Here is a 21,754-nt window from a genome sequence, read left to right on the forward strand (position 1 = left end):
CGGTCGCCGGACCGCCTCAGAAGAGGCCGGCGCGCGGCGCTTCCGGTCCGTCGAACCCGCGGAACATGTCCGACACCAGGGCATCGATCTGCGGTTCGACGAGCCGTTCGACGGCTTCCGCGATGCGGGGTCGGTGGTCGATGAGCGCGAGGCACACCGCCGTGCCGGTGGACTGCGCGCACTCGTCCGACAGCGCGATCTCGTGTCGGAGTGCCGACTTCGCCTCGTCCGACAGCGGTTCGCGCGGCGCTTGCTCCCGGGCGCCGGTGCCGGTCAGCTCGCCGAGGGTGAACAGGAAGGGCTCACCGGGCGAGGGCTCCGGATCGACGTCGAGGCCTTGGAACTCCGGCTGGAGTCCCTCGGCGGGCTGGTACCCCGCGTGCTGCTTCCGCGCCGCCGCCCGTTCGAGCTCCCGTTGCAGCAGCGGCAGGTTCTTCGCCGTGTAGTCGTCGACGGCGTCCTCGATGATGGTCGAGATCCGGCCGATCAGCGCGTGCTGGACGGCGTGCGGCACGTCCGGCCCGAAGCCCGCGGCGGACGCGACGGGCGACCCGGTGCACTTGCGGCAGATGCGCGTGCGGGGTCGAGCCGTGCCGATCTGCCACCGCGGCAACCAGCGGAGCCAGACGTCGACCGCGCTGCGCACGCGTCCGTCGATGCCGTCCATGGGTCCAGGGTATGCGCCACGCCCGGGATCGCCCCGGATTTCCGGGTCGGGGCGGACGTCGGGCGAACGCGGCGTCGCACGGTGCGAGGGCGCCGGCCTCGCGGCGTCGCACGGTGCGAGGGCACCGGCCTCGTGGCGTCGCACGGTGCGAGGGCACCGGCCGGACCGTGCGAGGTTCCGACCACGGTGCGAGGCTCCGAGGGTGGCACGGTGCGCGGAACCTCGCACACTGCGGTCGCGCTCCGCCCCACGCCCCGCGCGCGCCACACCCCGCGGCACCCGCGGGACCGTGCGAGGTCCGGACCACGGTGCGAGGCCCCGAGGGTGGCACGGTGCGCGGAACCTCGCACACTGCGGACCCGCGCGCCCGGCGCCCGCGCGCCGCCCCCGCGCTACCCGCGCGGCTCGGTCACGAAGTCGATGAGCTCCTCGACGCGACCGAGCAGCTGGGGCTCCAGGTCGGCGAAGGTCCGCACCTGCCCGAGGATCCGCTGCCACGCCCGGGCGATGTCGGCCTGCTCCTGGTGCGGCCACCCGAGCGCCTGGCAGATGCCCTTCTTCCACTCGATCGACCGCGGGATCGTGGGCCACGCCCGCAGTCCGACCCGAGCGGGCTTCACCGACTGCCAGACGTCGACGAACGGGTGCCCGACGACGAGCACGTGCGCGCCCCACTTCCCCCGCATCACGGCGTCGGCGAAGCGGGACTCCTTCGACCCGGGCACGAGGTGGTCGACGAGCACGCCGACGCGACGGTCGCGCGTCGGCTGGAACTCGTCGAGCACCGCGGCCAGGTTGTCGACGCCGGAGAGTTCCTCGACGACGACACCCTCGACGCGGAGGTCGGCTCCCCAGACCTTCTCGACGAGCTCGGCGTCGTGCTTGCCCTCGACCATGATCCGGCTCGGCAGGGCCACCCGGGCACGCTGCGACTCCACGGCGAACGATCCGGACGCGGTGCGGAGGCGACCGCCGTCGGACGCCTGCCGCACGGCGGGCGCGGCCCCGGGCCTCCAGTCAGCGTGGACGGAACCGACGGAACCGACGGAACCCGGCCGACCAGCAGCACCAGCAGCACCAGCAGCACCAGCACCAGCACCACCCCCACCCGACCGCCCGACCGGCGTCGACGGCCGTCCCAGCGTCACGAGCTCACCCTCGAGCAGGAACTGCCCCGTGAAGGGGAAGGAGCGCGTGCGGCCCTTCCAGTCCTCGAGCGCGATGTTGCCCGCCTCGAGTCCGACGACGGCACCCGCCCACCCGGAGTCCGGGTCCTCGAGCACCATGTCGCGTTCGAGCGGCACCTGCCGCACCTTCTTCACCCCGCGGGAGCGCCAGTCCCCCGAGAGCACGTCCCCGCCGTACCGGTCGTCGTCCACCCGCACGAGGGTACTGTCGTCGACGGCCCGGACGACGTCGACCGGCCGTGCACCCCACCATCCCGACGGAAGGCCACCTCCTTTGCGCGCTGCGATCATCCACGCCCCCAACGACATCCGAGTCGAGGACCGCGACCGGCCCGGCCTGATCACGCCGAAGGACGTCGTCGTCAAGGTCGTCGCCGCGTGCGTGTGCGGCTCGGACCTGTGGCCGTACCGCGGCGTCACGAAGACCCGGGAGCCGCACCCGATCGGGCACGAGCTCGTCGGCGAGGTCGTCGAGGTCGGCGACGCGGTCACCGACCTGCACGTCGGTGACTTCGTCATCTCCCCCTTCACGATGAACGAGGGCACGTGCCAGGCCTGCCGGCACGGCATGACGACCGGCTGCGACCACCTGTCCGGCTTCGGCGGCGACGACGCCTACGGCGACCCGGTCGGCGGCGCGCAGGCGGAGTACGTCCGGATCCCGGACGCGTCGGCGACCCTCGTCGCGGTTCCCGGCCCGGTCGACCCAGCGCTCGTCCCCTCACTGCTCACCCTGTCCGACGTGTTCTCCACAGGGCACCACGCGGCGGTGTCGGCTGCGGTCGGTCCGCGGAAGACGGTCGTCGTGGTCGGCGACGGTGCGGTCGGTCTGTCCGCGGTGCTCGCGTCGAAGCGGCTCGGCGCGGAGCGCATCATCGCGATGAGCCGGCACGCCGACCGGCAGGCACTGGCGCGGGAGTTCGGGGCGACGGACATCGTCGAGGCCCGTGGCGCAGCGGGTGTCGCGGCGATCAAGGAGCTGCTCGGCGGCGACCTGGCGGACTGCGCGGTCGAGGCCGTCGGCACCGAGGAGAGCATGGACCAGGCGCTGCACTCGGTGCGCCCTGGTGGCAACCTCGGCTTCGTCGGGGTCCCGCACGGGGTGCCGACGATCGGCACGCGCTACCTCTTCGACACCAACATCGCGGTCGCGGGCGGCATGGCACCGGCGCGCAAGTACATCCCGGAGCTGCTGCCGGACGTGCTCTCGGGTGCGATCGAGCCGGGTCGGGTGTTCGACCTCGAGCTGCCGCTCGACGAGACCGCCGAGGCGTACCGGGCGATGGACGAGCGCCGGGCCATCAAGGTGCTGCTGCGCCCGTAGCGGCGCGCGGGGTGCGTGACGCACCGACAGGCGGACGGGAGGCCCGTGGCGACGCCGCCACGGGCCTCCCGTCCGTCGTGGGGTCGCGTCTGCATGCCGGGCACGCGCCGCGCGCTTGCGTTTCGCGCAGCAGAACGCGTGTTTCGAATCGGTAAACAAACCTTTCAGTAAAGAAGGTTGTCCGTTACTGTCCTCGACATGAGCACACGCGGACGCACCCCCGGCCAGCCCGGCCTGCTGCGCGTCCTGAACGACCGGGCCGCCCTCGAGCTGCTGCTCGACGACGGTGCACTCACCCGCAACGAGCTCGCCCAGCGCACCGGGCTGAGCAAGCCGACCGCCGCCGAGATCATCCGACGGCTCGAGTCCGCCGACCTCATCCGACCGGCCGGCACGGACACGCAGTCCGGCCGTCGTGGCCCGAGCGCCGTCGTGTACGAAGCCATCACCGACCGCGACCTCGCCGTCGCGGTCGACGTCCAGCTCGTCGATGTCCGCTCCACCGTGGTCGACGCCGCCGGCCGCACCTTCCCGGTCGCCACGCACCGCATGTCCGACGCCGAGGTCCGCGCTCCCGGTGCCGACATCGTCGCCGCCGCGATCTCCCGGGCGGCAGCAGCGGCCGACGTCGACCCCGAACTCGTCACCGCCGTCGCGGTCGGCGTCCAGGCGAGTGTCGACCACGCGACCGACACCCTGATCTTCACCGACGGCCTGCCCGGCTGGCCCCGCGAGCAGGTCAGCGCGAGCCTCTCCGCCGAACTCGGCGTGCACGTCGTCATCGAGAACGACGCGAACCTCGCCGCCATCGCCGAACGGAACATGGGCGCCGGCCGTGCCCCCGGTTCCTTCGCGCTCCTCTGGATGGCGGAGGGCCTCGGCATGGCCCTCGACCTCGGCGGCCACCTGCACACCGGGGCCTCCGGCGCCGCGGGTGAGATCGGCTACCTCAGCGTGCCCGCCGACGCACGCTCCATCGACCCGACGGCCACGATCATCGCGGACCTCATCTCCGAGCCCGCGATCACCGCACTGGCCGCCGAGCACGGGATCACGGCACCGGACGGCACCGCAGCCGACTGGCGCCAGGTGCTCCCGCAACTGCCCGGCCTGCCCGAGCAGCACCCCTTCACCGTCGCCCTCGGCGAGCGCGTGGGGCACAACGTGCTCCCCGTCCTCGCGGTGGCCGATCCCGAGACGGTCGTGCTGCACGGCCCGACCGGGATCGCCGGCGGACCCGCCCTGGCCGCCGCCGTGACCGCCTGGCTCCGGACCCGCTCGCGCTGGTCCACCGCCGTGGTGGCACCCGGCGTCCCCGACACCCCCGTCCTGCACGGTGCGCGCCACGTCCTCATCGACGTCGTCCGCACCGCGCTCGCGGGCCGACTCGAGCGCATCAGTGACGATGCCCCCGCGCCGGACCCCGCCGAGCGCCCCTGAACCGTTCCACCCGCACCACTCGAGGCACCATCACCCAGCCCTGTCACAGGGCTCTTCGTCGCGCCCGGGAACGGGCGGCGCCCGGCAACGGGTTCCGCCCGCGATCGGGCAGTGGCGGAGCGAGATCAGAGAGCGAGTCCCGCATGTCACTCCCCAGTCCGAAGTTCCGGCGGATCATCACCGCCACCGCCGTCGCCGCGGCCGGCGCCCTGGTCGTCGCCGGCTGCAGTTCCGGCAGCAGCGCCGACGCGATCGACGACAGCGCCCCGAAGGAGCTCAAGGGCACCGTGTCCCTGTGGCACTTCTTCACCGGCCGTGAAGCCGGCGTCGTGAAGACCGCCGTCGCGGGCTTCGAGAAGGCCAACCCCGGCGTCACCGTCGACATCCACGCCGGGCAGGACGACGAGAAGCTGCAGAAGGCGATCTCCTCCGGGCAGAACATCGACGTCGGGCTGTCGTACTCGACGGCGATCGTCGGCAGCTTCTGTTCGTCGGGGGCCTTCCGCGACCTGTCGCCGTACATCAAGCGGGACAAGGTCGACCTGTCGGACATCCCGAAGGCCGTGCAGTCGTACACGCAGTACAAGGGCACGCGGTGCACCCTGCCGGCCCTCGCCGACGTGAGTGCGCTGATGTACAACAAGGCCGCGTTCGCGAAGGCCGGCATCACCTCGGCGCCGAAGACCCTGGACGAGCTCGAGGCCGACGCGCTGAAGCTCACGACCTACAACCCGGACGGCTCCATCAAGCAGCTCGGCTTCAACCCGCTCATCGACTTCTACGAGAACTCGCCCGAGCACTGGGCGCCGATGATCGACGGATCCTGGCTCGACAAGGACGGCAACAGCGTGATCGGCACGTCCGACGCGTGGAAGAAGCTCATCACCTGGCAGAAGGACTTCGTCGACGAGATCGGCTACGACAAGCTCAAGGCGTTCACGTCCGGCCTCGGCCAGGAGTTCGCCGCCGACAACGCGTTCCAGACCGGTCAGGTCGCGATGCAGATCGACGGTGAGTACCGCACCGCCTTCATCAGGGACCAGAAGCCGGACCTGGAGTACGGCACGGCGCCGACCCCGGTGATGGACGGCCTCGGCAACTACGGCTCGACGTACATCGCGGGCAACGTCGCGGGCATCGCGAAGGGCTCGAAGAACCCGGAGCTCTCGTGGGCGCTCCTGAAGTACCTGTCCACGAACACCGACGCGCAGGTCACGATGGGCAACGGGCTGAAGAACATCCCGACGCTCACCTCGGCGCTGGACTCCTCGAAGCTCGAGGTCGACGAGAACTACAAGACCTTCGTCGACGTCGCGGGCAACGAGGACACGATGACCTCGCCCGGCACCGCCGACGGCGCCGCCTACATCGGCACCTTCACGAAGTTCTGGCAGGCGTACCAGGAGAAGGGCGGCGACCTCGACGCCAAGCTGAAGAAGCTCGACTCGGACATCGACAACGCCAACCAGCTGGCTGGTCCGTGATGAGCGTCACCACCAAGACGACCGGCCGGGAGGCGCGGCTCGCCCGCGCCGCCCGGCCCGCGGGCCCGACGGGGTCCGGTCCGGTGCCCCCGTCGGCTCCCCGACGTCGGCCCCGGTCCGCCGAGTCCCGTCGCCGGCTCGTCGCGCTGACGATGCTCGCTCCGGCGCTCCTCGGGCTCGTGGTGTTCTTCGCCTACCCGCTCGTCGCGTCGATCTTCTACTCGTTCACCCGCTACAACCAGCTGCAGGAGCCCGAGTTCGTCGGCCTGCTGAACTACAAGTTCCTGTTCACGCAGGACCCGCAGATCGGCCCCGCGGTCGTCAACACCCTGTGGTTCGTCGTGATCCTGGTACCCGTGCGGATCGTCTGCGGGCTCCTCGTCGCCGGGCTGCTCAGCCGGGCGAAGACCGCGACGGGGTTCTGGCGGACGCTGTTCTACCTGCCCGCCCTGGTGCCGCCGGTCGCGAGCGTGGTGGCGTTCGTGTTCCTGTTCAACCCGGGGACCGGCCCCGTGAACCAGATCCTGCGGGTCTTCGGGATCGACGGGCCGCTGTGGTTCAACGACCCGGCGTGGTCCAAGCCGTCGCTCGTGATCATGGGCGTCTGGGTGATGGGCGACATCATGATCATCTTCCTCGCCTCGCTGCTCGACGTGCCCCGCGACCTGTACGAGGCCGCCTCCCTCGACGGCGCCAACGGCGTCCAGCAGGTTCGTCACATCACCCTGCCGACGATCGCCCCGGTGATCGGCTTCGCCGCGGTGACGGGGGTGATCGCCGCCCTGCAGTACTTCACCGAGGCGGCTGTCGCCTCCGGTGTCGCGAGCGGCAAGGCGACGATCGGTGGCGGGACCGCCGCCCAGCTCGGCTACCCGGGCACCTCACTGCTCACGTACACCGAGCTGCTCTACCAGCACGGGTTCGCGAACTTCCAGTTCGGCTACGCCTCCGCGATGGCCGTCGTCCTGTTCGTGATCACCGCGGTGGTGCTCGTCTTCACGATGCGCCGGATCAGTGTGTTCCGGCCGGAGGAGTCCTGATGACCGCTGTGTCCCAGTCCCCGCTCACCCGGGCACCCCGGGGTTCCGCTCCCCGCACCGGCAGGCCGCGTGGTCGCACCCTCGTGTGGATCGCCGAGCACGCCGCACTCGTCGCGCTCGGGGTCCTGACCCTCGCGCCGATCGTGTTCGTGATCCTGACCTCGCTGATGTCGAGCAACCAGGCCCTGACCGCCTCGATCGTCCCGCGGCCGTTCGACTTCGCGAACTACGGCCGGGTGTTCACCGAGCTGCCCCTGGCGCGGTGGTTCGGCAACTCCGCCTTGTACGCCGTGCTCGCGACCGCGTTCATGCTCCTCAGCTCGGTGCCGGCGGCGTACGCCCTCGCCCAGATCAAGTTCAAGGGCGCGAACCTGATCTTCACCGTGATCATCGTCGCGATGCTCCTGCCCCCGCAGGTCACCGCGGTGCCGGTCTACGTGATGTGGTCGCACCTGCACCTGACCGGCACGCTGTGGCCGCTGATCCTGCCGAACCTGCTCGGGGACGCCTTCAGCATCTTCCTGCTCCGGCAGTTCTTCATGACCATCCCGAAGGAGTACGGCGACGCCGCCCGCATGGACGGCTGCAGCGAGTGGGGCGTGCTCTGGCGGGTCGTCGTCCCGATGGCCCGACCGGGCATCGCGTCGGCGGCGATCTTCATGTTCTTCCACTCGTGGAACGACTACTACGGCCCGCTCCTGTACGCGTCCGAGAACCAGGCCGCCTGGCCGGTGGCGTACGGCCTCGCCACGTTCCGCGGGCAGCACGGCACCGACTGGTCGATGACGATGGCGATGACCGTCGTCGTCATGGTCCCCGTCGTCATCATCTTCTTCTTCGCACAGAAGGCATTCGTCGAGGGCATCGCGCTCACCGGCGTGAAGGGATAGCAGCACCAGTGAAACTCACAGTCGTCGGTGGCGGATCCACCTACACCCCCGAACTCGTGGACGGCTTCGCCCGGCTCCGCGACCAGCTCCCCATCGACGAGCTCTGGCTCGTCGACCCCGACCCGGTGCGCCGTGAACTCGTCGGCGGCGTCGCCAAGCGGATGTTCGCGCACGCCGGACACCCCGGCACCGTCCACGTCACCGACGACGTCGTCGCCGGGGTCACCGACGCCGACGCGGTCATGTTCCAGCTCCGCATCGGCGGGCAGGCCGCGCGGCAGCAGGACGAGACCTGGCCGCACGAGGCCTGCTGCATCGGACAGGAGACCACGGGGCCCGGCGGCTTCGCGAAGGCGCTCCGCACGGTGCCGGTGGTCCTGGAGTACGCCGAACTCGTCCGGAAGCACGCCAAGCCGGACGCCTGGATCGTGGACTTCACCAACCCGGTCGGCATCGTCACCCGCGCCCTGCTCGAAGCCGGCCACCGCGCCGTCGGGCTCTGCAACGTCGCGATCGGGTTCCAGCGCCGATTCGCGAAGGAGTTCGGCGTCGCCCCCGACCACGTCCGGCTCGACCACGTCGGCCTGAACCACCTGACGTGGGAGCGCGGCGTGCACGTCACCGGCGCGGACGGTGTGGAGCGGGACGTGCTGTCCGGGCTGCTGGCCGAGTCCGACGGGTCCCTCGACCGCGTCGCCGAGAGCGTGCACATGCACCCGGACCTGCTCCGGCTGCAGCACGCGATCCCGTCGTACTACCTGCGCTACTTCTACTCGCACGACATCGTGCTCCAGGAGCAGCTGCACGAGCCGACGCGGGCCGAGGCCGTGATGGAGACCGAACGCGCTCTGCTCGCGAAGTACGCCGACGAGTCCGTCGTGACGAAGCCCGTCGAGCTGGAGCAGCGCGGCGGTGCGTACTACTCCGAGGCCGCGATCGACGTGCTCTCGTCGATCCTCGGGGACCGGGGCGACGTGCAGGTCCTCAACGTCCGGAACGACGGCACGTTCCCGTTCCTGCCGGACGACCACGTCATCGAGGTCCCCGCACGCGTCACCCGTCAGGCGATCACGCCGCTGCCGGTGTCCCCGCTCGACCCGGACATGGTCGGCCTCGTGTCGCACGTCGCCGGGTACGAGCGGCTCGCGCTCGACGCCGCGGTGCACGGCGGACGCGACCGGGTGCTCCGGGCGATGTGGGCGCACCCGCTCGTGGGGCAGGTCGACAAGGCCGAGAAGCTCACCGACCTGCTCCTGGCCGCGAACGCGGAACACATCCCGTGGGCGCGATCGGAGCAGGCGACGTGGGCGCGCTGAGCCGGACCGGCGAGGCGGAGCCGGCGCGTGTCTCCCGTCCGCCCGCACCGGTCGCACCGGACGCGACCGACGTCGTGCTCGCCGTCGACGGCGGCGGCAGCAAGACCGACGTCGTCGCGATCGCGCTCGACGGCACCATCGTCGGGCACGCGCGCGGTCCCGGGTCGAACCCGCAGACGCGGGGATGGGACCTCGCCGGCCCGATCCTCGACGACGTCCGTGCCCGGGTGGTGGGCGAGCTGGGCGACCGGCGCATCCGGACGACGCACGTGTACCTCGCCGGACTCGACCTGCACGACGAGCTCGTGGCGGCGGAGTCGGCCCTCGCACACTGGGAGGCCGACGGCGGCGCGCCGCACGTCCTGGACAACGACCTGTTCGCGTTGCTGCGGGCGGGGACCCTGTCGCCGGACGCCGCCGCTGTGGTGTGCGGCACCGGGATCAACGCCCTCGCCGTCCGTGCCGACGGCACCACGGCCCGGTTCCCCGCCATCGGGGACATCTCCGGCGACTGGGGTGGCGGCGCGTGGCTCGGCAACCGCGCGCTCTGGCACGCTGCCCGAGCCGACGACGGTCGTGGGCCGGAGACCGCGTTGACGGCGGCCGTCCCCGCCGCGGTGGGGCTGCACAGCGTCCGCGAGGTCACCGAGGCCATCCACTTCGGCCGACTCGACCCGGGTGTCGTGAACCGGCTCTGCCCCGTGCTGTTCGAGGTCGCCGGAGCCGGTGACCGGGTGGCCAGGAGCGTGGTGGAGCGGCAGGCGGAGGAGATCGTGCTGCTCGCGGCCGTCGCGCTCGAACGGCTCGGGCTCGGTCGGTCGAGCGCCGAGGCGGTGCCCGTCGTGCTCGGCGGGGGTGTCCTCGCCGCCCGGCACCCGTTGCTCGTGGACGGTGTCGTCGCGGGGCTCGCTGCCCGGGTACCCGGGGCGGTCCCGACGTGGGTGACCGATCCCCCGGTGCTCGGTGCGGGTCTGGCGGCACTCGAGTCGGTCGGCGCCGACGACGACGCGCTCGACCGCTACCGCGAGGCCGTGCGCTCCCGCGCCTTCGCGAGCACGACGGCGCTGATCCGCTGAGGCGCGGGCGGCCCGGCGCGGCCCGGCCGCCCGCGCCGCGCACATTTCGCGCTGAGCGACACTTCACGCGGCGATGAGCCCGTGAAGTGTCGCTCAGCGCGAAACCCGGCGGCGCCCCGCGCCGGCCCGCGGCCTACGCCCGCGCCAGCATCCCGAGCATGTCGACCACGCGGTTCGAGAAGCCCCACTCGTTGTCGTACCAGGCGACGACCTTCACGTGCCGGCCCTCGTCCACGCGGGTCAGCAGCGAGTCGAACACGCTCGACTCCGGCCGCCCGGTGATGTCCGTCGAGACCAGCGGGTCCGCCGTGTACGCCAGCACCCCGGCGAGCGGCCCTGCGGCAGCCGCACGGTAGGCCTCGTTCACCTCGTCGACCGTCACCGAGCGCGACACGACGGTGTTCAGCTCGACGATCGACCCGACGGGCACGGGCACCCGGATGGCGTCGCCGGACAGCTTGCCGTCCAGTCGCGGCAGCACGAGCCCGATGGCCTTCGCCGCTCCGGTCGTCGTCGGCACGATGTTGACGCCGGCGGCCCGGGCGCGGCGGAGGTCCCGGTGCGGCCCGTCCTGCAGGTTCTGCTCCTGCGTGTACGCGTGCACGGTGGTCATGAACCCGTGCTCGATCCCGGCCAGGTCGTCCAGCACGGACGCCAGCGGTGCGAGCGCGTTGGTGGTGCAGGACGCGTTCGAGACGACGGTGTGCACGGCGGGGTCGAACGTGTCGGAGTTCACGCCGTAGGCGATGGTGGCGTCCGCGCCGGTCGCCGGTGCGCTGATCAGGACACGGCGTGCCCCGGCGGACAGGTGTCCGGCGGCTGCGTCGCGGGCGGTGAAGCGACCGGTGGACTCGAGCACGACCTCCACGCCGAGTTCGGCCCACGGCAGATCCGCCGGCGAGGTCGACGCGAGGACGCGGACCCGCTGTCCGTCGATGACGAGCGTGTCCCCGTCCACCTCGACGGTTCCGTCGAAGGGGCCGAGCGCGGAGTCGTACCGGAACAGGTGCGCGAGGGTGTCGGGTGCGGTGAGGTCGTTGACGGCGACGACCTCGAGGTCGTCTCCACCGCGTGCGAGGAGTGCGCGGAGCGTGTTCCGGCCGATGCGGCCGAAACCGTTGATGGCGATGCGGGTCATGTGGACTTCCTTTCGTTCCGGAGTCCATGCTCATCGGCCTGGAGGCGCGGCTCCAGTGGCAGGGAAGCCAGCGTCCGGAAGGATCTCGCCATCTCCGTCGCCGGGTCGCGTCAGTCCTGGAACGTCCGTCGGTACTCGGTCGGCGACGTCCCGAGGATCCGCCGGAAGTGCGACCTCAGGTTCGCGTCCGAACCGAGCCCCGCCCGTTCCGCCACCTGGTCGATCCCGAGGTCCGACCGCTCGAGCAGCTCCCGCGCCAGGTCCACGCGGGCGCGAAGCACCCACTGCATCGGCGTGTACCCGGTGTCCTCGACGAACCGCCGCGAGAAGGTGCGGGGCGAGACCGTGGCGTTCCGCGCCAGGGCCTCCAACGTGAGCGGCTCGGCCAGGTGCCGGAGCGCCCACTCCCGCGTGCCGGCGAACACGTCGCCGAGCGGCTCGGGGACACTCCTCGGCACGTACTGCGCCTGCCCACCGCTCCGGTACGGCGCGCTGACGAGCCGTCGGGCGACGTGGTTCGACAGCGCGACGCCGTGGTCCTGCCGGACGATGTGCAGGCAGAGGTCGATGCCGCTCGCAGCCCCGGCGCTCGTCAGGACGGACCCGGCGTCGACGAACAGCACGTCCTCGTCGACGTCCACCGCGGGGTACCGGTCCCGGAGCGCGCGCGTGTAGTGCCAGTGCGTCGTCGCCCGACGGCCGTCGAGCAGCCCCGCCGCCGCGAGCGCGAACGCTCCGGTGGAGATGGCCGCGATCCGGACGCCGCGCTCGTGCGCCCGGGCGAGGGCCGCGACGACGTCGGCCGGCGGCGCCGAGTCCGCCGGGCGCCGGTAGCCGGGGACGAACACGGTCTCCGCCCAGTCGAGCGCTTCGAGCCCGTGGTCGACCGCGTACGCCAACCCGTCCCCGCCGGTGATCCGACCGGCCCGGGGGCCGCACACCCGCACCTCGTACGGCATGCTCGGCCGGTTCGAGAACACCTGCGCCGGGATCCCGACGTCGAGCGGCTTCGCGCCGTCGAGCACCAGGACCGCGACGCGGTGCAGCGGTGGCGGAGGCATGCCACCGACGCTAGCCGAGCGTGCCGGACCGGTGCACGTTCCGCGCTGACCGACAGTCTTCGCGGCGATGAGCTCGTGAGGTGTCGCCCAGCGCGTGATCCGGCCGGCCGGCGCCTCGGGCACCCGCGGTCAGGCGTCGTGGATCGCGAGCACCCGGTGCGGCGCAGCGCGTTCCGCCCGCCACCCGTCCGGCAGCGTGTCCCGCAGTTCCGCCAGGGTGAAGGACCGGCGGATCGACCGCAGCCCGTCGACCCGGACGAAGGTGCCCGCGGCCACGAGGGGCGATGCCAGCGCGTACGCCCGGTAGGCCTCCGGCGACCGACGGATGTCCGAGTGCAGGCTGCGTCCGGACGCCAGCGCCTCGGAGTCGGCGAGGAACCCGCTCCGTTCCTGGTCCCCGAGGTGGTGCAGCACGTGGTTCGAGACGACGACGTCGAACCGCTCCCCCGCCGCGACCAGGTCCCCGCTCGACCGCTGCCGGAACGTGACGCCGTGCGGAGCCCTGCGGTTCGCCGCCTGGATGGCCCGCGCGTCCGGATCGACCCCGACGACCTCGACGTCGAAGCCGTCGCTCGCCGCCCACCGCGCGATGGCCCGGGCGAGGTCGCCGCCCCCGCACCCGAGGTCGAGCACCCGTCCGCGACCGTTCACCGGCAGGGCCGGCACGACGTGCGTCCGCCAGACGGCGCGCCACCCGCTGACGAGCGCGTTCACGAGGGCGAAGCGCCGGAACGTCCGCGCCAGCGCGCGCGGGTCGCAGTCGGGGTCGTCCATGAGTTCGGTCAGGTCGAGCGCGCGGGTGCGCAGGTCGACGGCCGGGAGGCCCGGTTCGGCTCCGTCCCGTCGGCTCACGCCTGCACCGCGGTCAGTCGCGCACTCTCGACGGTCAGCCCGGGGCCGAAGGCGAGCGCCACGACGGCGGCTCCGTCCGGGACACCGGCGTCGAGCGCCTCGCGGAGCACGAACAGCACCGTCGCGCTCGACATGTTGCCGTGCTCGCGCAGGACCGTGCGGCTCGCGGTCATCGCCTGGTCGGGCAGGTCGAGCGCCTGCTGGGTCCGGTCGAGGATCGCCCGGCCGCCGGGGTGCACGGCCCACACCGGCACGTCGGCCGCTGGTCCGTCGAGGAGCGGTGCGACGGCTTCGGCGACCGTGGCGCCGACGAGCTTCGGGACCGCGGTGCTGAGGACCATCTCGAACCCCTCGTCGCCGATGTTCCACGCCATCTCCGAGGCCCCTTCGGGCACGACGGTGGTCGCGAACGCGTCGATCCGCAGACCGGGACCGTCCGCGGTGACGACCACGCCGGCGGCACCGTCCCCGAACACGCTGTTGGCGACGATCTGGTCCGGGTCGTCGCTCGCCCGGACGTGCAATGTGCAGAGCTCCGCGCAGACGACGAGGACCACGGCGGCGGGGTCGGCCTCGGCGAAGGCGGCGGCGATGCGCAGCGCCGGGAACGCGGCGCAGCAGCCCATGAAGCCGACGTGCTGCCGGAACACGGTGCGGGCCAGTCCGAGTTCGCGGACGATGTCGAGGTCCGGCCCGGGTTGCGTGAACCCGGTGCACGACACCGTGACGACGTGGGTGACGTCCGCTGGACCGACCCGGGCACGGTCGAGCGCGTCCCGGGCGGCCTCGACGAAGAGCGCCGGGGCGAGCTCGCGGTAGCGGTCGTTGCGGGTGCCGGTTGACGGCGAGTGCAGTGCGCCGTCGTCGTCGCGGAACAGGCCACCCGGGCGCGAACGGTCGAGCTCGTCCAGCACCGTGTGGCGGTGCTCCACGGCCGAGGCGTCGAAGGCTGCGGGGACGAGCCTCCGGCCGAGGCGGCCGAGTTCCGCCTGTGCCGAGAAGAGGTCCCGCACCGCTCCCTGTTCGAGTGTCGTCGTGGGGACGGCGGTCCCGATGGCGCGGATCGTTGCGGTCACGGTTCATCCTGTCACCAGGTCGCTCACGCGTCCCCAGGATAGACGGGAGGAACGGGGCGGACCCGCCCCGTGCCTCCAGTCCGAGCCCTGGTCCGGTCTAGGACTGCTGCGCGCGCTCCAGGACCAGCTCGCGGACGCGAGCGGCGTCGGCCTGGCCCTTCATCGCCTTCATGACGGCGCCGATGATGGCGCCGGCGGCCTGGACCTTGCCGTCCTGGATCTTCGCGAGCACGTCGGGCTGCGCGGCCAGTGCCTCGTCGACCGCGGCTGTGAGCGCCGAGTCGTCCGAAACGACCTTGAGGCCACGGGTCTCGACGACCTGCGCGGGCGAACCCTCGCCGGCGATGACGCCCTCGAGCACCTGGCGGGCCAGGCGGTCGGTCAGGTCACCGGACTCGACGAGCGCGATGACCTCGGCCACGTGCTGCGGCGACACGAGGTCACCGGGGGCGGCGTCCTGCGCGTTGGCGACGCGGCTGATCTCGCCGGTCCACCACTTGCGCGCGGCCTGCGGTGCCGCACCGGCGGCGACGGTGCCCTCGACCTCGTCGAGCAGACCGCCGTTCACGACGTCCTGGAACTCGAGGTCCGCGAAGCCCCAGTCGCCCTTCAGCCGACGGCGACGCGCGACCGGGGCCTCCGGCAACGAGGCACGGAGCTCCTCGATCACGGCGGGGTCCGGCACGACGGGCAGCAGGTCGGGCTCGGGGAAGTAGCGGTAGTCGTCGGCGTCCGACTTCGGACGGCCGGCCGAGGTGCGACCGGTGTCCTCGTGCCAGTGGCGGGTCTCCTGCGTGATCGTCCCACCGGCGGCGAGGATCGCGGCCTGGCGCTGGATCTCGTACCGGATGGCACGCTCGACGGCGCGGAACGAGTTCACGTTCTTCGTCTCGGTGCGGGTGCCGAGCTTCTCCTGGCCACGGGGGCGCAGCGAGATGTTCGCGTCGCAGCGCAGGTTCCCGCGCTCCATGCGGGCCTCGGAGACGCCGAGCGCCCGGACGAGGTCACGGATGACCTGCACGTAGGCGGCCCCGAGCTCGGGGGCGCGGTGTTCGGCACCGATGATCGGCTTCGTGACGATCTCGACGAGCGGCACACCGGCACGGTTGTAGTCGACGAGCGAGTACTCCGCGCCCTGGATGCGGCCGGTGGCGCCGCCGACGTGCGTCAGCTTGCCGGCGTCCTCTTCCATGTGGGCGCGCTCGATGGGGATGTTGAAGATCGTGCCGTCGGCGAGCTCGACCTCGACCTCGCCCTCGTAGGCGATCGGCTCGTCGTACTGCGAGACCTGGTAGTTCTTCGGGTTGTCCGGGTAGAAGTAGTTCTTCCGGGCGAACCGCGAGGACTCGGCGATCGAGCAGCCGAGCGCGAGCCCGAGCTGGATCGAGTACCGCACGGCCTGTGCGTTCACGACCGGCAGGGACCCGGGCAGACCGAGGTCGACCGGCGTGACGTTCGTGTTCGGCTCGCCACCGAAGAAGTTCGGCGCGTCCGAGAACATCTTGGTCTTCGTCGCGAGTTCGACGTGGACCTCGAAGCCGAGCACCGGCTCGTAGCGCTCGAGCGCCTCGTCGAAGTCCATCAGCGCGTCCTTCTGCGCCATCAGATCACACCTTCCTGCGCAGCCGACTGCTGACTCTGGTCGAGGTCCGGGACGCCGTCGATGAGCGGCGCACCCCACTGCTCCACGAGGAGCCGTTCGAGTGCCGCACCGTAGCGGTACAGGCGGGCGTCCTCTCGCTGCGGGGCCATCAGCTGGACGCCGACCGGCAGGCCGTCCTCCGGCGCGAGGCCGTTCGGGATGCTCATGCCGGGGACGCCCGCGAGGTTCGCCGGGATCGTCGTGAGGTCGTTGAGGTACATCGCGAGCGGGTCGTCGATGCGCTCACCGATCGGGAAGGCCGTCGTCGGGGCAGAGGGGCTGACGAGCAGGTCGACCTGCTCGAACGCGGCCTGGAAGTCGCGCTGCACGAGCGTGCGGACCTTCTGCGCCGAGCCGTAGTACGCGTCGTAGTAGCCAGCGCTCAGGGCGTAGGTGCCGAGGATGATGCGGCGCTTGACCTCTGGCCCGAAGCCGGCCTCGCGCGTGGCGGCCATGACGTCCTCGACGGTGGCACCGTTCTCCGGCGTGACCCGCAGGCCGAAGCGGACCGAGTCGAACTTCGCGAGGTTCGACGAGGCCTCGGCCGGGAGGATCAGGTAGTACGCGCTGATCGCGTAGGCGAACGACGGGGCGTCGATCTCGACGACGACCGCACCGGCCGACTCGAGCAGGGCGACCGTCTCCTGGAAGCGCTGCGTGACACCGGCCTGGAAGCCGTCACCACCGGCGAGCTCCTTGACGACGCCGACGCGCAGACCGCGGAGGGTGTCCGCCTGCAGGCCCTCACGAGCGGCGGCGGCCATCGATGGCCATGCGTCCGGGATGGACGTGGAGTCCTTCGGGTCGTGCCCGCCGATGACGTCGTGCAGCAGCGCGGCGTCGAGGACGGTGCGCGACACCGGACCGATCTGGTCGAGGCTGGACGCCAGGGCGATCGCACCGTAGCGGCTGACGCCACCGTAGGTCGGCTTCACCCCGACCGTGCCGGTGACGGCGCCGGGCTGACGGATCGATCCGCCGGTGTCGGAGCCGAGGGCGAACGGGGCCTCGTGCGCGGCGACGGCAGCGGCCGAGCCACCACCGGAACCACCGGGGATCCGGTCGAGGTCCCAGGGGTTGCGGGTCGGGCCGTACGCCGAGAACTCGGTGGTCGAGCCCATCGCGAACTCGTCCATGTTGGTCTTGCCGAGCGGCACGAGACCAGCGGCACGGAGCTTCGCGACCGGGGTGGCGTCGTACGGCGGCACCCAGCCCTCGAGGATCTTCGAGCCTGCGGTGGTGGGCATGTCCTGCGTGCACAGGACGTCCTTGACGGCGATCGGCACACCGGCGAGGGGGCCGAGGTCGTCGCCGGCCGCTCGGCGCGAGTCGATGGACTTCGCGACGGCGATGGCGTTCTGGTTCACGTGCAGGAACGCGTGGACGTCGCCGTCCACCGCGGCGATGCGGTCGAGGTGGGCCTGCGTGGCCTCGACGCTCGAGACGTCGCGTGCCACGAGGGCGTCGGCGAGCGCTGCGGCGCTCAGACGGGTGATGTCGTCGGTCACTGTTCTTCGCCCTACTGTTCTTCGCCGAGGATGGCCGTCACGCGGAACCGTTCGCCGTCCGAGTCGGGCGCGCCGGAGAGCGCCTGCTCCTGCGTCAGCGTCTGGCCGACCACGTCGGGTCGGGTGACGTTGCCGAGCGGCACGGGGTGGCTCGTCGCGGGGACGTCGTCTGTGGCGACCTCGGCGACCTTGGCGACGCTCTCGACGATGTGCGACAGCTCCCCCGTCAGCTTCTCGATCTCGTCGGGCGTGAGTGCGATGCGTGCGAGGTTCGCCAGGTGGGCGACCTGCTCGCTCGTGATGTCAGGCATGGTGCTCCGTCGATCGGTTCGTGGAATGCCCACCAGTCTACGGGTGCGTCAGTGCCCGTCCTGCTGCGTCTGGCCCGTGGGGTCGTCACTCGGCGAGGCGCTCGGCGACGAACTCGGCGACGACGTCGGGGTGGAGCCCGCCGACGACCCCGACGACCCGGACGTCGATGCCGAGGAGGACGACGACTTGCTCGCCTGCCCGATCATCGCCTGGCTCGGTGTGGGGAGTGCCCCGCCGCCGACGGTCTGGTCGAGGTACGCCATCATCGACTTGCCGACACCGAACTTCGCGCTGTACCCGGTCGTGCCCTGCAGGAACGGCCAGTTCGCCAGGCTCACGCTGCCCTGCACGTTGCCGACCCAGGTGGCGTTCGTGTACTTCGTCGACGACGTCACCAGCCAGTTCTGCACGTCGCCGTCGGTGGTGCCGGTCTTCGCGAACTTCGGCACGCTGTCGCCGGGGTTCGCGCTGGCGGCGGTGCCGGAGCCCGACAGCACGCCCTGGAGCGCGTAGTCGACGGTGCCGGCGACGTCCGCCGAGACACCCTGCGTGCAGGACGACGGCGTCGGGGTGATCTTCGTGCCGTCCGACTCGGTGACCGAGTCGATCGCGGTCGGCGTGCAGACGACGCCGCCGTTCGCGAAGCCCGCGTACGCCTCGGCGAGGTCGATCGGCGACAGTTCGTTCACACCGAGGATCGACGACGGCGTCTGCGTCAGGTCGCCGCCGTCGGCGCGGTGGATGCCCATCGACTGGGCGAGCTGCGCGATCTTGCAGAGGTCGAGCTGCTTGCCCATCTGCGCGTACGCGGTGTTGATCGACTCGACCGTGGCGGCCTCGACGCTCATCGACGACGGCACGCTCTCGGCGTTGGCGACGTTCCAGTCCCCGCCGCTGACGTTCTGACAGGTGTTCGTGAACTCGGAGTTCTGGAACTGGTGCTCGGACGTCGTCACGGACTCGGACAGCGTGTGGCCGCTGGCGAGCCACTCGGCGAGCGTGAACACCTTGTACGTCGAACCGGTCTGGAACCCGCCGGAGTTGCCGAAGGCGGAGTCGGCGCTGTAGTTCACGGCGGTGGACCCGGCGGTGGCGTTGTCGCCCTGCGTGTACGAGGTGTTCTGGACCATCGACATGATGCGACCGGTGCCGGGTTCGACGGTGACGTTGGATCCGCCGACGTCGACGCCCGCCATGGTCGACGGCACGTAGGTCGACAGTGCGGTCTGCGCCTGGCCCTGCAGGTCGAGGTCGAGCGAGGTGTGGATCTGCAGACCCTTGGTGTCGAGCGTCGCGATGCGCGCCGCCGCGGTCTTGCCGAACGCGGGGTCCTGCAGCACCTGGTCGCGGACGTAGTCGCAGAAGTAGCCGGCGTCGTAGTTCGTCGCGGCGGTCGAGCAGCCGTTGGCGGTCTCGGTGATCTTCGGCGTCACCGGCGTCGCGATGGCAGCGGTCATCTGCGCCTTCGTGATCGACCCGTGCGCCTGCATGCGACGGAGCACGTAGTCCCGACGCTCCTTCGTCTGGGCGTACCCGTTCGCCTGGCCGTTGTCCTTGTCGGTCGGCACGTCGATGCGCAGGTTCGACGGGTTGTTCAGGATCGCGACGAGCGTGGCGGACTGCACGAGGGAGAGGTCCTTCGCGTGCACGCCGAAGTAGTACTCGGCACCGGCCTCGGCGCCGTAGACCCGACCGCCCAGCCCGACGATGTTGAGGTAGCCCGTGAGGATCTGGTCCTTCGAGTACTTCTTGTTGACCGCGATGGCGTACCGCATCTCCTGCAGCTTCCGCTGCGGGGTGACGCCGGCTGCGTCCTGGTAGCACGCCTCGATCTTCTTCGCGGTGGCGGCCTGGTCCTTGCCGGTGAGTTCCTCGCACTGCTGCACGAGGACGTTCTTCACGTACTGCTGCGTGATGCTCGAGCCGCCCTGCACGTCGCCGCCGACGACGGTGGCGGCGACTCCGCGGAACGTGCCGAGCACGTCGATGCCGCCCTCGTCGTAGTAGCGGGGGTCCTCGGTGTCGATGGCGGCGTCCTTCAGCGACTGCGCCATCTGGTCGGACGTCACGTTGGTCCGGTTCTCCGCGTAGAACGAGGCGATCTTGACCTGCTTGCCGCCCTTCGTCGCGTACACCGTCGACACCTGCTGGGGGGTCTGCACGTCGAGGTAGCTCGGCAGGTCCTCGAAGAACGCGGCGGCACCGGAGGCGCTCTCCCCCGCGACGGCGACGGCGGGGGTGACCGCGACGGCGACGAGCATGCCCGCGAGCACGGACATGACCACGAACATCAGGAGAGCACCAGGCCATCGCACCACACGCATGCACCGAACCGTAGGGACACGGGCTGTACTCGTTCTGCCGTGGACCCAGTGGAGGCTGCGTCACCGTTCAGGTTGCCGCTCAGGCGAGCCGTCAGTCGCGGGGCTGCAGGTCCTGTGGTCGGACGAGGTACATGTCCGGGGACGCCCCGACGACACCGTCGCCGTCGCCGTCGCCACGGCGCACCTGCTCCCGCACGAGGTCGCCGCGTCCGATGCCGATCAGCGCGACGTCGTGCAGCGAGGCCGTGCCCGGCTTGAGGTAGTCGTTGTGGCCCACCGGGCGGCGGAACACCTCACCGGCCGCCTGCGCGTCGACCCCGCCGGCCAGGTCGAGCACGGTGGACCCGAACGACGCCCCGGCCGGGTCGGTGCCGAAGTACCCGGACCCGGCGATCGGGTCGCTGTGCGCGCCGCCGACGAACACCTGTCCGGAGGCGACGGCGAGGTCGGACGCGGACGCGACGTCGCTCCCGGGCGACCCGAGCACGGTCAGGGTGTCGGCGCTCATCCGGCCCGAGGCGAGCGCCATCAGCGCCGTCGTCGAGCCGTAGGAGTGCGCCACGATGTTCAGCCGCGGCTGGTCCCCGTCGCGGATCTGCCGGATGCCGTCGACGGTGCGCTCGAGCCGGTCGGCTCCGGTCTCCGCGAGGCTGAGCGAGAGGATGTTCGACAGGTCCGGCGTGCGGTAGCCCATCCAGGCGACGACGGCGACACCGGAACCGGATCCCGGTGCCGCGAGTGGGGCGAGGGTCGCCTGCTCGCTCGACAGGTCGTTCGCGGTGTTCGTGAAGTCGGTCATCTGGCCCGTGACCGTGAAGAACATGCCCGGGACGACGACGGTGACGTCGGCCGCGGTGCTGATGTCGCCGATCGCGATGGCCGCGCGCCCCGAGCCCCGGGTGTCGAGCGCGACGAGGAAGCGCTGCGGGTCCCCGACCTCGTGGACGAGCGAGTCGCGGACCTGCCCGAGCATGGCGGTGCGGGCGGCGCTGGCATCCGGGTCGGCGAGCCCGTCGGCGAGGGTCGCCCGGTTCGCACGGTCACGGACGTCGTACGGGACCCCGTCGAGGTTGCCGACGACGGCGGGAGCGTGCGTGAGGAGTGTGGACTGCTCGTCGGCGTCGAGCGCGGCCCACCAGTGCGCCACGACGGCGGCGGTCGGCGGGTCGTCCTGGACGGTCGCGATGACGCGGCGGTCGTCAGCGGCACGGCGGAGGTCCGCTGCCCCGAGCGTCGCGAGGTCACGCAGGAACGTGCTCCCGTGGGCGCTGGCGACGGTCGTCACCACGGCAGCGTGCGATGCCGGAGGCGCGACAGGGGCCTCGATCACTCCGAGCGAGTGCATCGAGGCGGTGAGCAGAGCCGCGGCGATGAGCAGCAATCGGGTCTCCCCCGGGAAGGCCGTCCCGACGTCCCC

Annotated in this window: 18 protein-coding genes; 7 read left to right on the plus strand and 11 right to left on the minus strand. The window is 71.6% G+C overall.

All coding sequences use genetic code 11. The features are described from left to right. Positions 1–16: 16 nt before the first annotated feature. Positions 17–667 carry a spermidine/putrescine ABC transporter substrate-binding protein gene (locus EDF19_RS01855; protein WP_123679243.1) on the minus strand — a complete coding sequence of 217 codons (651 nt, stop codon included), beginning with the start codon at positions 665–667 and terminating at the stop codon, positions 17–19. A 392-nt stretch (positions 668–1,059) separates the two neighbouring features. Beyond that, complete coding sequence (locus EDF19_RS01860; RefSeq protein WP_123679244.1) at positions 1,060–2,046, minus strand: DUF3097 domain-containing protein; 987 nt, start codon at positions 2,044–2,046, stop codon at positions 1,060–1,062. An 82-nt stretch (positions 2,047–2,128) separates the two neighbouring features. On the opposite strand from EDF19_RS01860, the gene EDF19_RS01865 reads away from it, so the two are divergent. From EDF19_RS01865 to EDF19_RS01895, 7 genes are all read left to right on the plus strand, one after another. Continuing rightward, positions 2,129–3,178: an alcohol dehydrogenase catalytic domain-containing protein gene (locus EDF19_RS01865; protein WP_123679245.1), complete on the plus strand. Its 1,050-nt coding sequence runs from the start codon at positions 2,129–2,131 to the stop codon at positions 3,176–3,178. Between the two features lie 198 nt (positions 3,179–3,376). After that, complete coding sequence (locus EDF19_RS01870; protein WP_123679246.1) at positions 3,377–4,618, plus strand: ROK family transcriptional regulator; 1,242 nt, start codon at positions 3,377–3,379, stop codon at positions 4,616–4,618. A 143-nt stretch (positions 4,619–4,761) separates the two neighbouring features. After that, positions 4,762–6,102: an extracellular solute-binding protein gene (locus tag EDF19_RS01875; RefSeq protein WP_123679247.1), complete on the plus strand. Its 1,341-nt coding sequence runs from the start codon at positions 4,762–4,764 to the stop codon at positions 6,100–6,102. Beyond that, a complete protein-coding gene (locus tag EDF19_RS01880) occupies positions 6,102–7,142 on the plus strand; it encodes a carbohydrate ABC transporter permease (protein WP_221180601.1) in 1,041 nt (346 codons plus the stop codon). Before EDF19_RS01875 ends, EDF19_RS01880 begins: the two co-directional genes overlap by 1 nt. Next, on the plus strand, positions 7,142–8,032 hold the full coding sequence (locus EDF19_RS01885) for a carbohydrate ABC transporter permease (protein WP_123679248.1): 891 nt from the start codon (positions 7,142–7,144) through the stop codon (positions 8,030–8,032). The genes EDF19_RS01880 and EDF19_RS01885 overlap by 1 nt, the downstream gene beginning before the upstream one ends. Positions 8,033–8,040: 8 nt before the next feature. Beyond that, positions 8,041–9,348: a 6-phospho-beta-glucosidase gene (locus EDF19_RS01890; protein WP_123679249.1), complete on the plus strand. Its 1,308-nt coding sequence runs from the start codon at positions 8,041–8,043 to the stop codon at positions 9,346–9,348. Further along, entirely contained in the window at positions 9,336–10,424 is a 1,089-nt protein-coding gene (locus EDF19_RS01895) for an N-acetylglucosamine kinase (RefSeq protein ID WP_260216844.1), read from the plus strand. Before EDF19_RS01890 ends, EDF19_RS01895 begins: the two co-directional genes overlap by 13 nt. A gap of 133 nt (positions 10,425–10,557) precedes the next feature. On the opposite strand, the gene gap is transcribed toward EDF19_RS01895, so the two are convergent. The 9 genes from gap to EDF19_RS01940 all read right to left on the minus strand — a co-directional run bounded on the left by gap (position 10,558) and on the right by EDF19_RS01940 (position 21,622). Beyond that, positions 10,558–11,562, minus strand: a complete 1,005-nt coding sequence (gene gap, locus EDF19_RS01900; RefSeq protein WP_123679250.1) for a type I glyceraldehyde-3-phosphate dehydrogenase — start codon at positions 11,560–11,562, stop codon at positions 10,558–10,560. 110 nt (positions 11,563–11,672) lie between these two features. Continuing rightward, positions 11,673–12,623 carry a GlxA family transcriptional regulator gene (locus EDF19_RS01905; protein WP_123679251.1) on the minus strand — a complete coding sequence of 317 codons (951 nt, stop codon included), beginning with the start codon at positions 12,621–12,623 and terminating at the stop codon, positions 11,673–11,675. 129 nt (positions 12,624–12,752) lie between these two features. Further along, positions 12,753–13,475, minus strand: a complete 723-nt coding sequence (locus EDF19_RS01910; protein ID WP_123679252.1) for a methyltransferase domain-containing protein — start codon at positions 13,473–13,475, stop codon at positions 12,753–12,755. Beyond that, positions 13,472–14,551 carry a type III polyketide synthase gene (locus EDF19_RS01915; protein WP_123679253.1) on the minus strand — a complete coding sequence of 360 codons (1,080 nt, stop codon included), beginning with the start codon at positions 14,549–14,551 and terminating at the stop codon, positions 13,472–13,474. The genes EDF19_RS01910 and EDF19_RS01915 overlap by 4 nt, the downstream gene beginning before the upstream one ends. 97 nt (positions 14,552–14,648) lie before the next feature. After that, positions 14,649–16,154: an Asp-tRNA(Asn)/Glu-tRNA(Gln) amidotransferase subunit GatB gene (gatB, locus tag EDF19_RS01920; RefSeq protein ID WP_123679254.1), complete on the minus strand. Its 1,506-nt coding sequence runs from the start codon at positions 16,152–16,154 to the stop codon at positions 14,649–14,651. After that, positions 16,154–17,701 carry an Asp-tRNA(Asn)/Glu-tRNA(Gln) amidotransferase subunit GatA gene (gatA, locus tag EDF19_RS01925; protein ID WP_123679255.1) on the minus strand — a complete coding sequence of 516 codons (1,548 nt, stop codon included), beginning with the start codon at positions 17,699–17,701 and terminating at the stop codon, positions 16,154–16,156. Before gatA ends, gatB begins: the two co-directional genes overlap by 1 nt. Positions 17,702–17,712: 11 nt before the next feature. Next, on the minus strand, positions 17,713–18,012 hold the full coding sequence (gene gatC, locus EDF19_RS01930; RefSeq protein ID WP_058728900.1) for an Asp-tRNA(Asn)/Glu-tRNA(Gln) amidotransferase subunit GatC: 300 nt from the start codon (positions 18,010–18,012) through the stop codon (positions 17,713–17,715). 48 nt (positions 18,013–18,060) lie between these two features. Then, complete coding sequence (locus EDF19_RS01935; RefSeq protein WP_123679256.1) at positions 18,061–20,337, minus strand: transglycosylase domain-containing protein; 2,277 nt, start codon at positions 20,335–20,337, stop codon at positions 18,061–18,063. A gap of 91 nt (positions 20,338–20,428) precedes the next feature. Continuing rightward, positions 20,429–21,622 carry an alpha/beta hydrolase gene (locus EDF19_RS01940; RefSeq protein ID WP_185022627.1) on the minus strand — a complete coding sequence of 398 codons (1,194 nt, stop codon included), beginning with the start codon at positions 21,620–21,622 and terminating at the stop codon, positions 20,429–20,431. Positions 21,623–21,754 lie beyond the last annotated feature (132 nt).

The organism is Curtobacterium sp. PhB115 (genome assembly GCF_003752025.1).
GTDB lineage: Bacteria > Actinomycetota > Actinomycetes > Actinomycetales > Microbacteriaceae > Curtobacterium.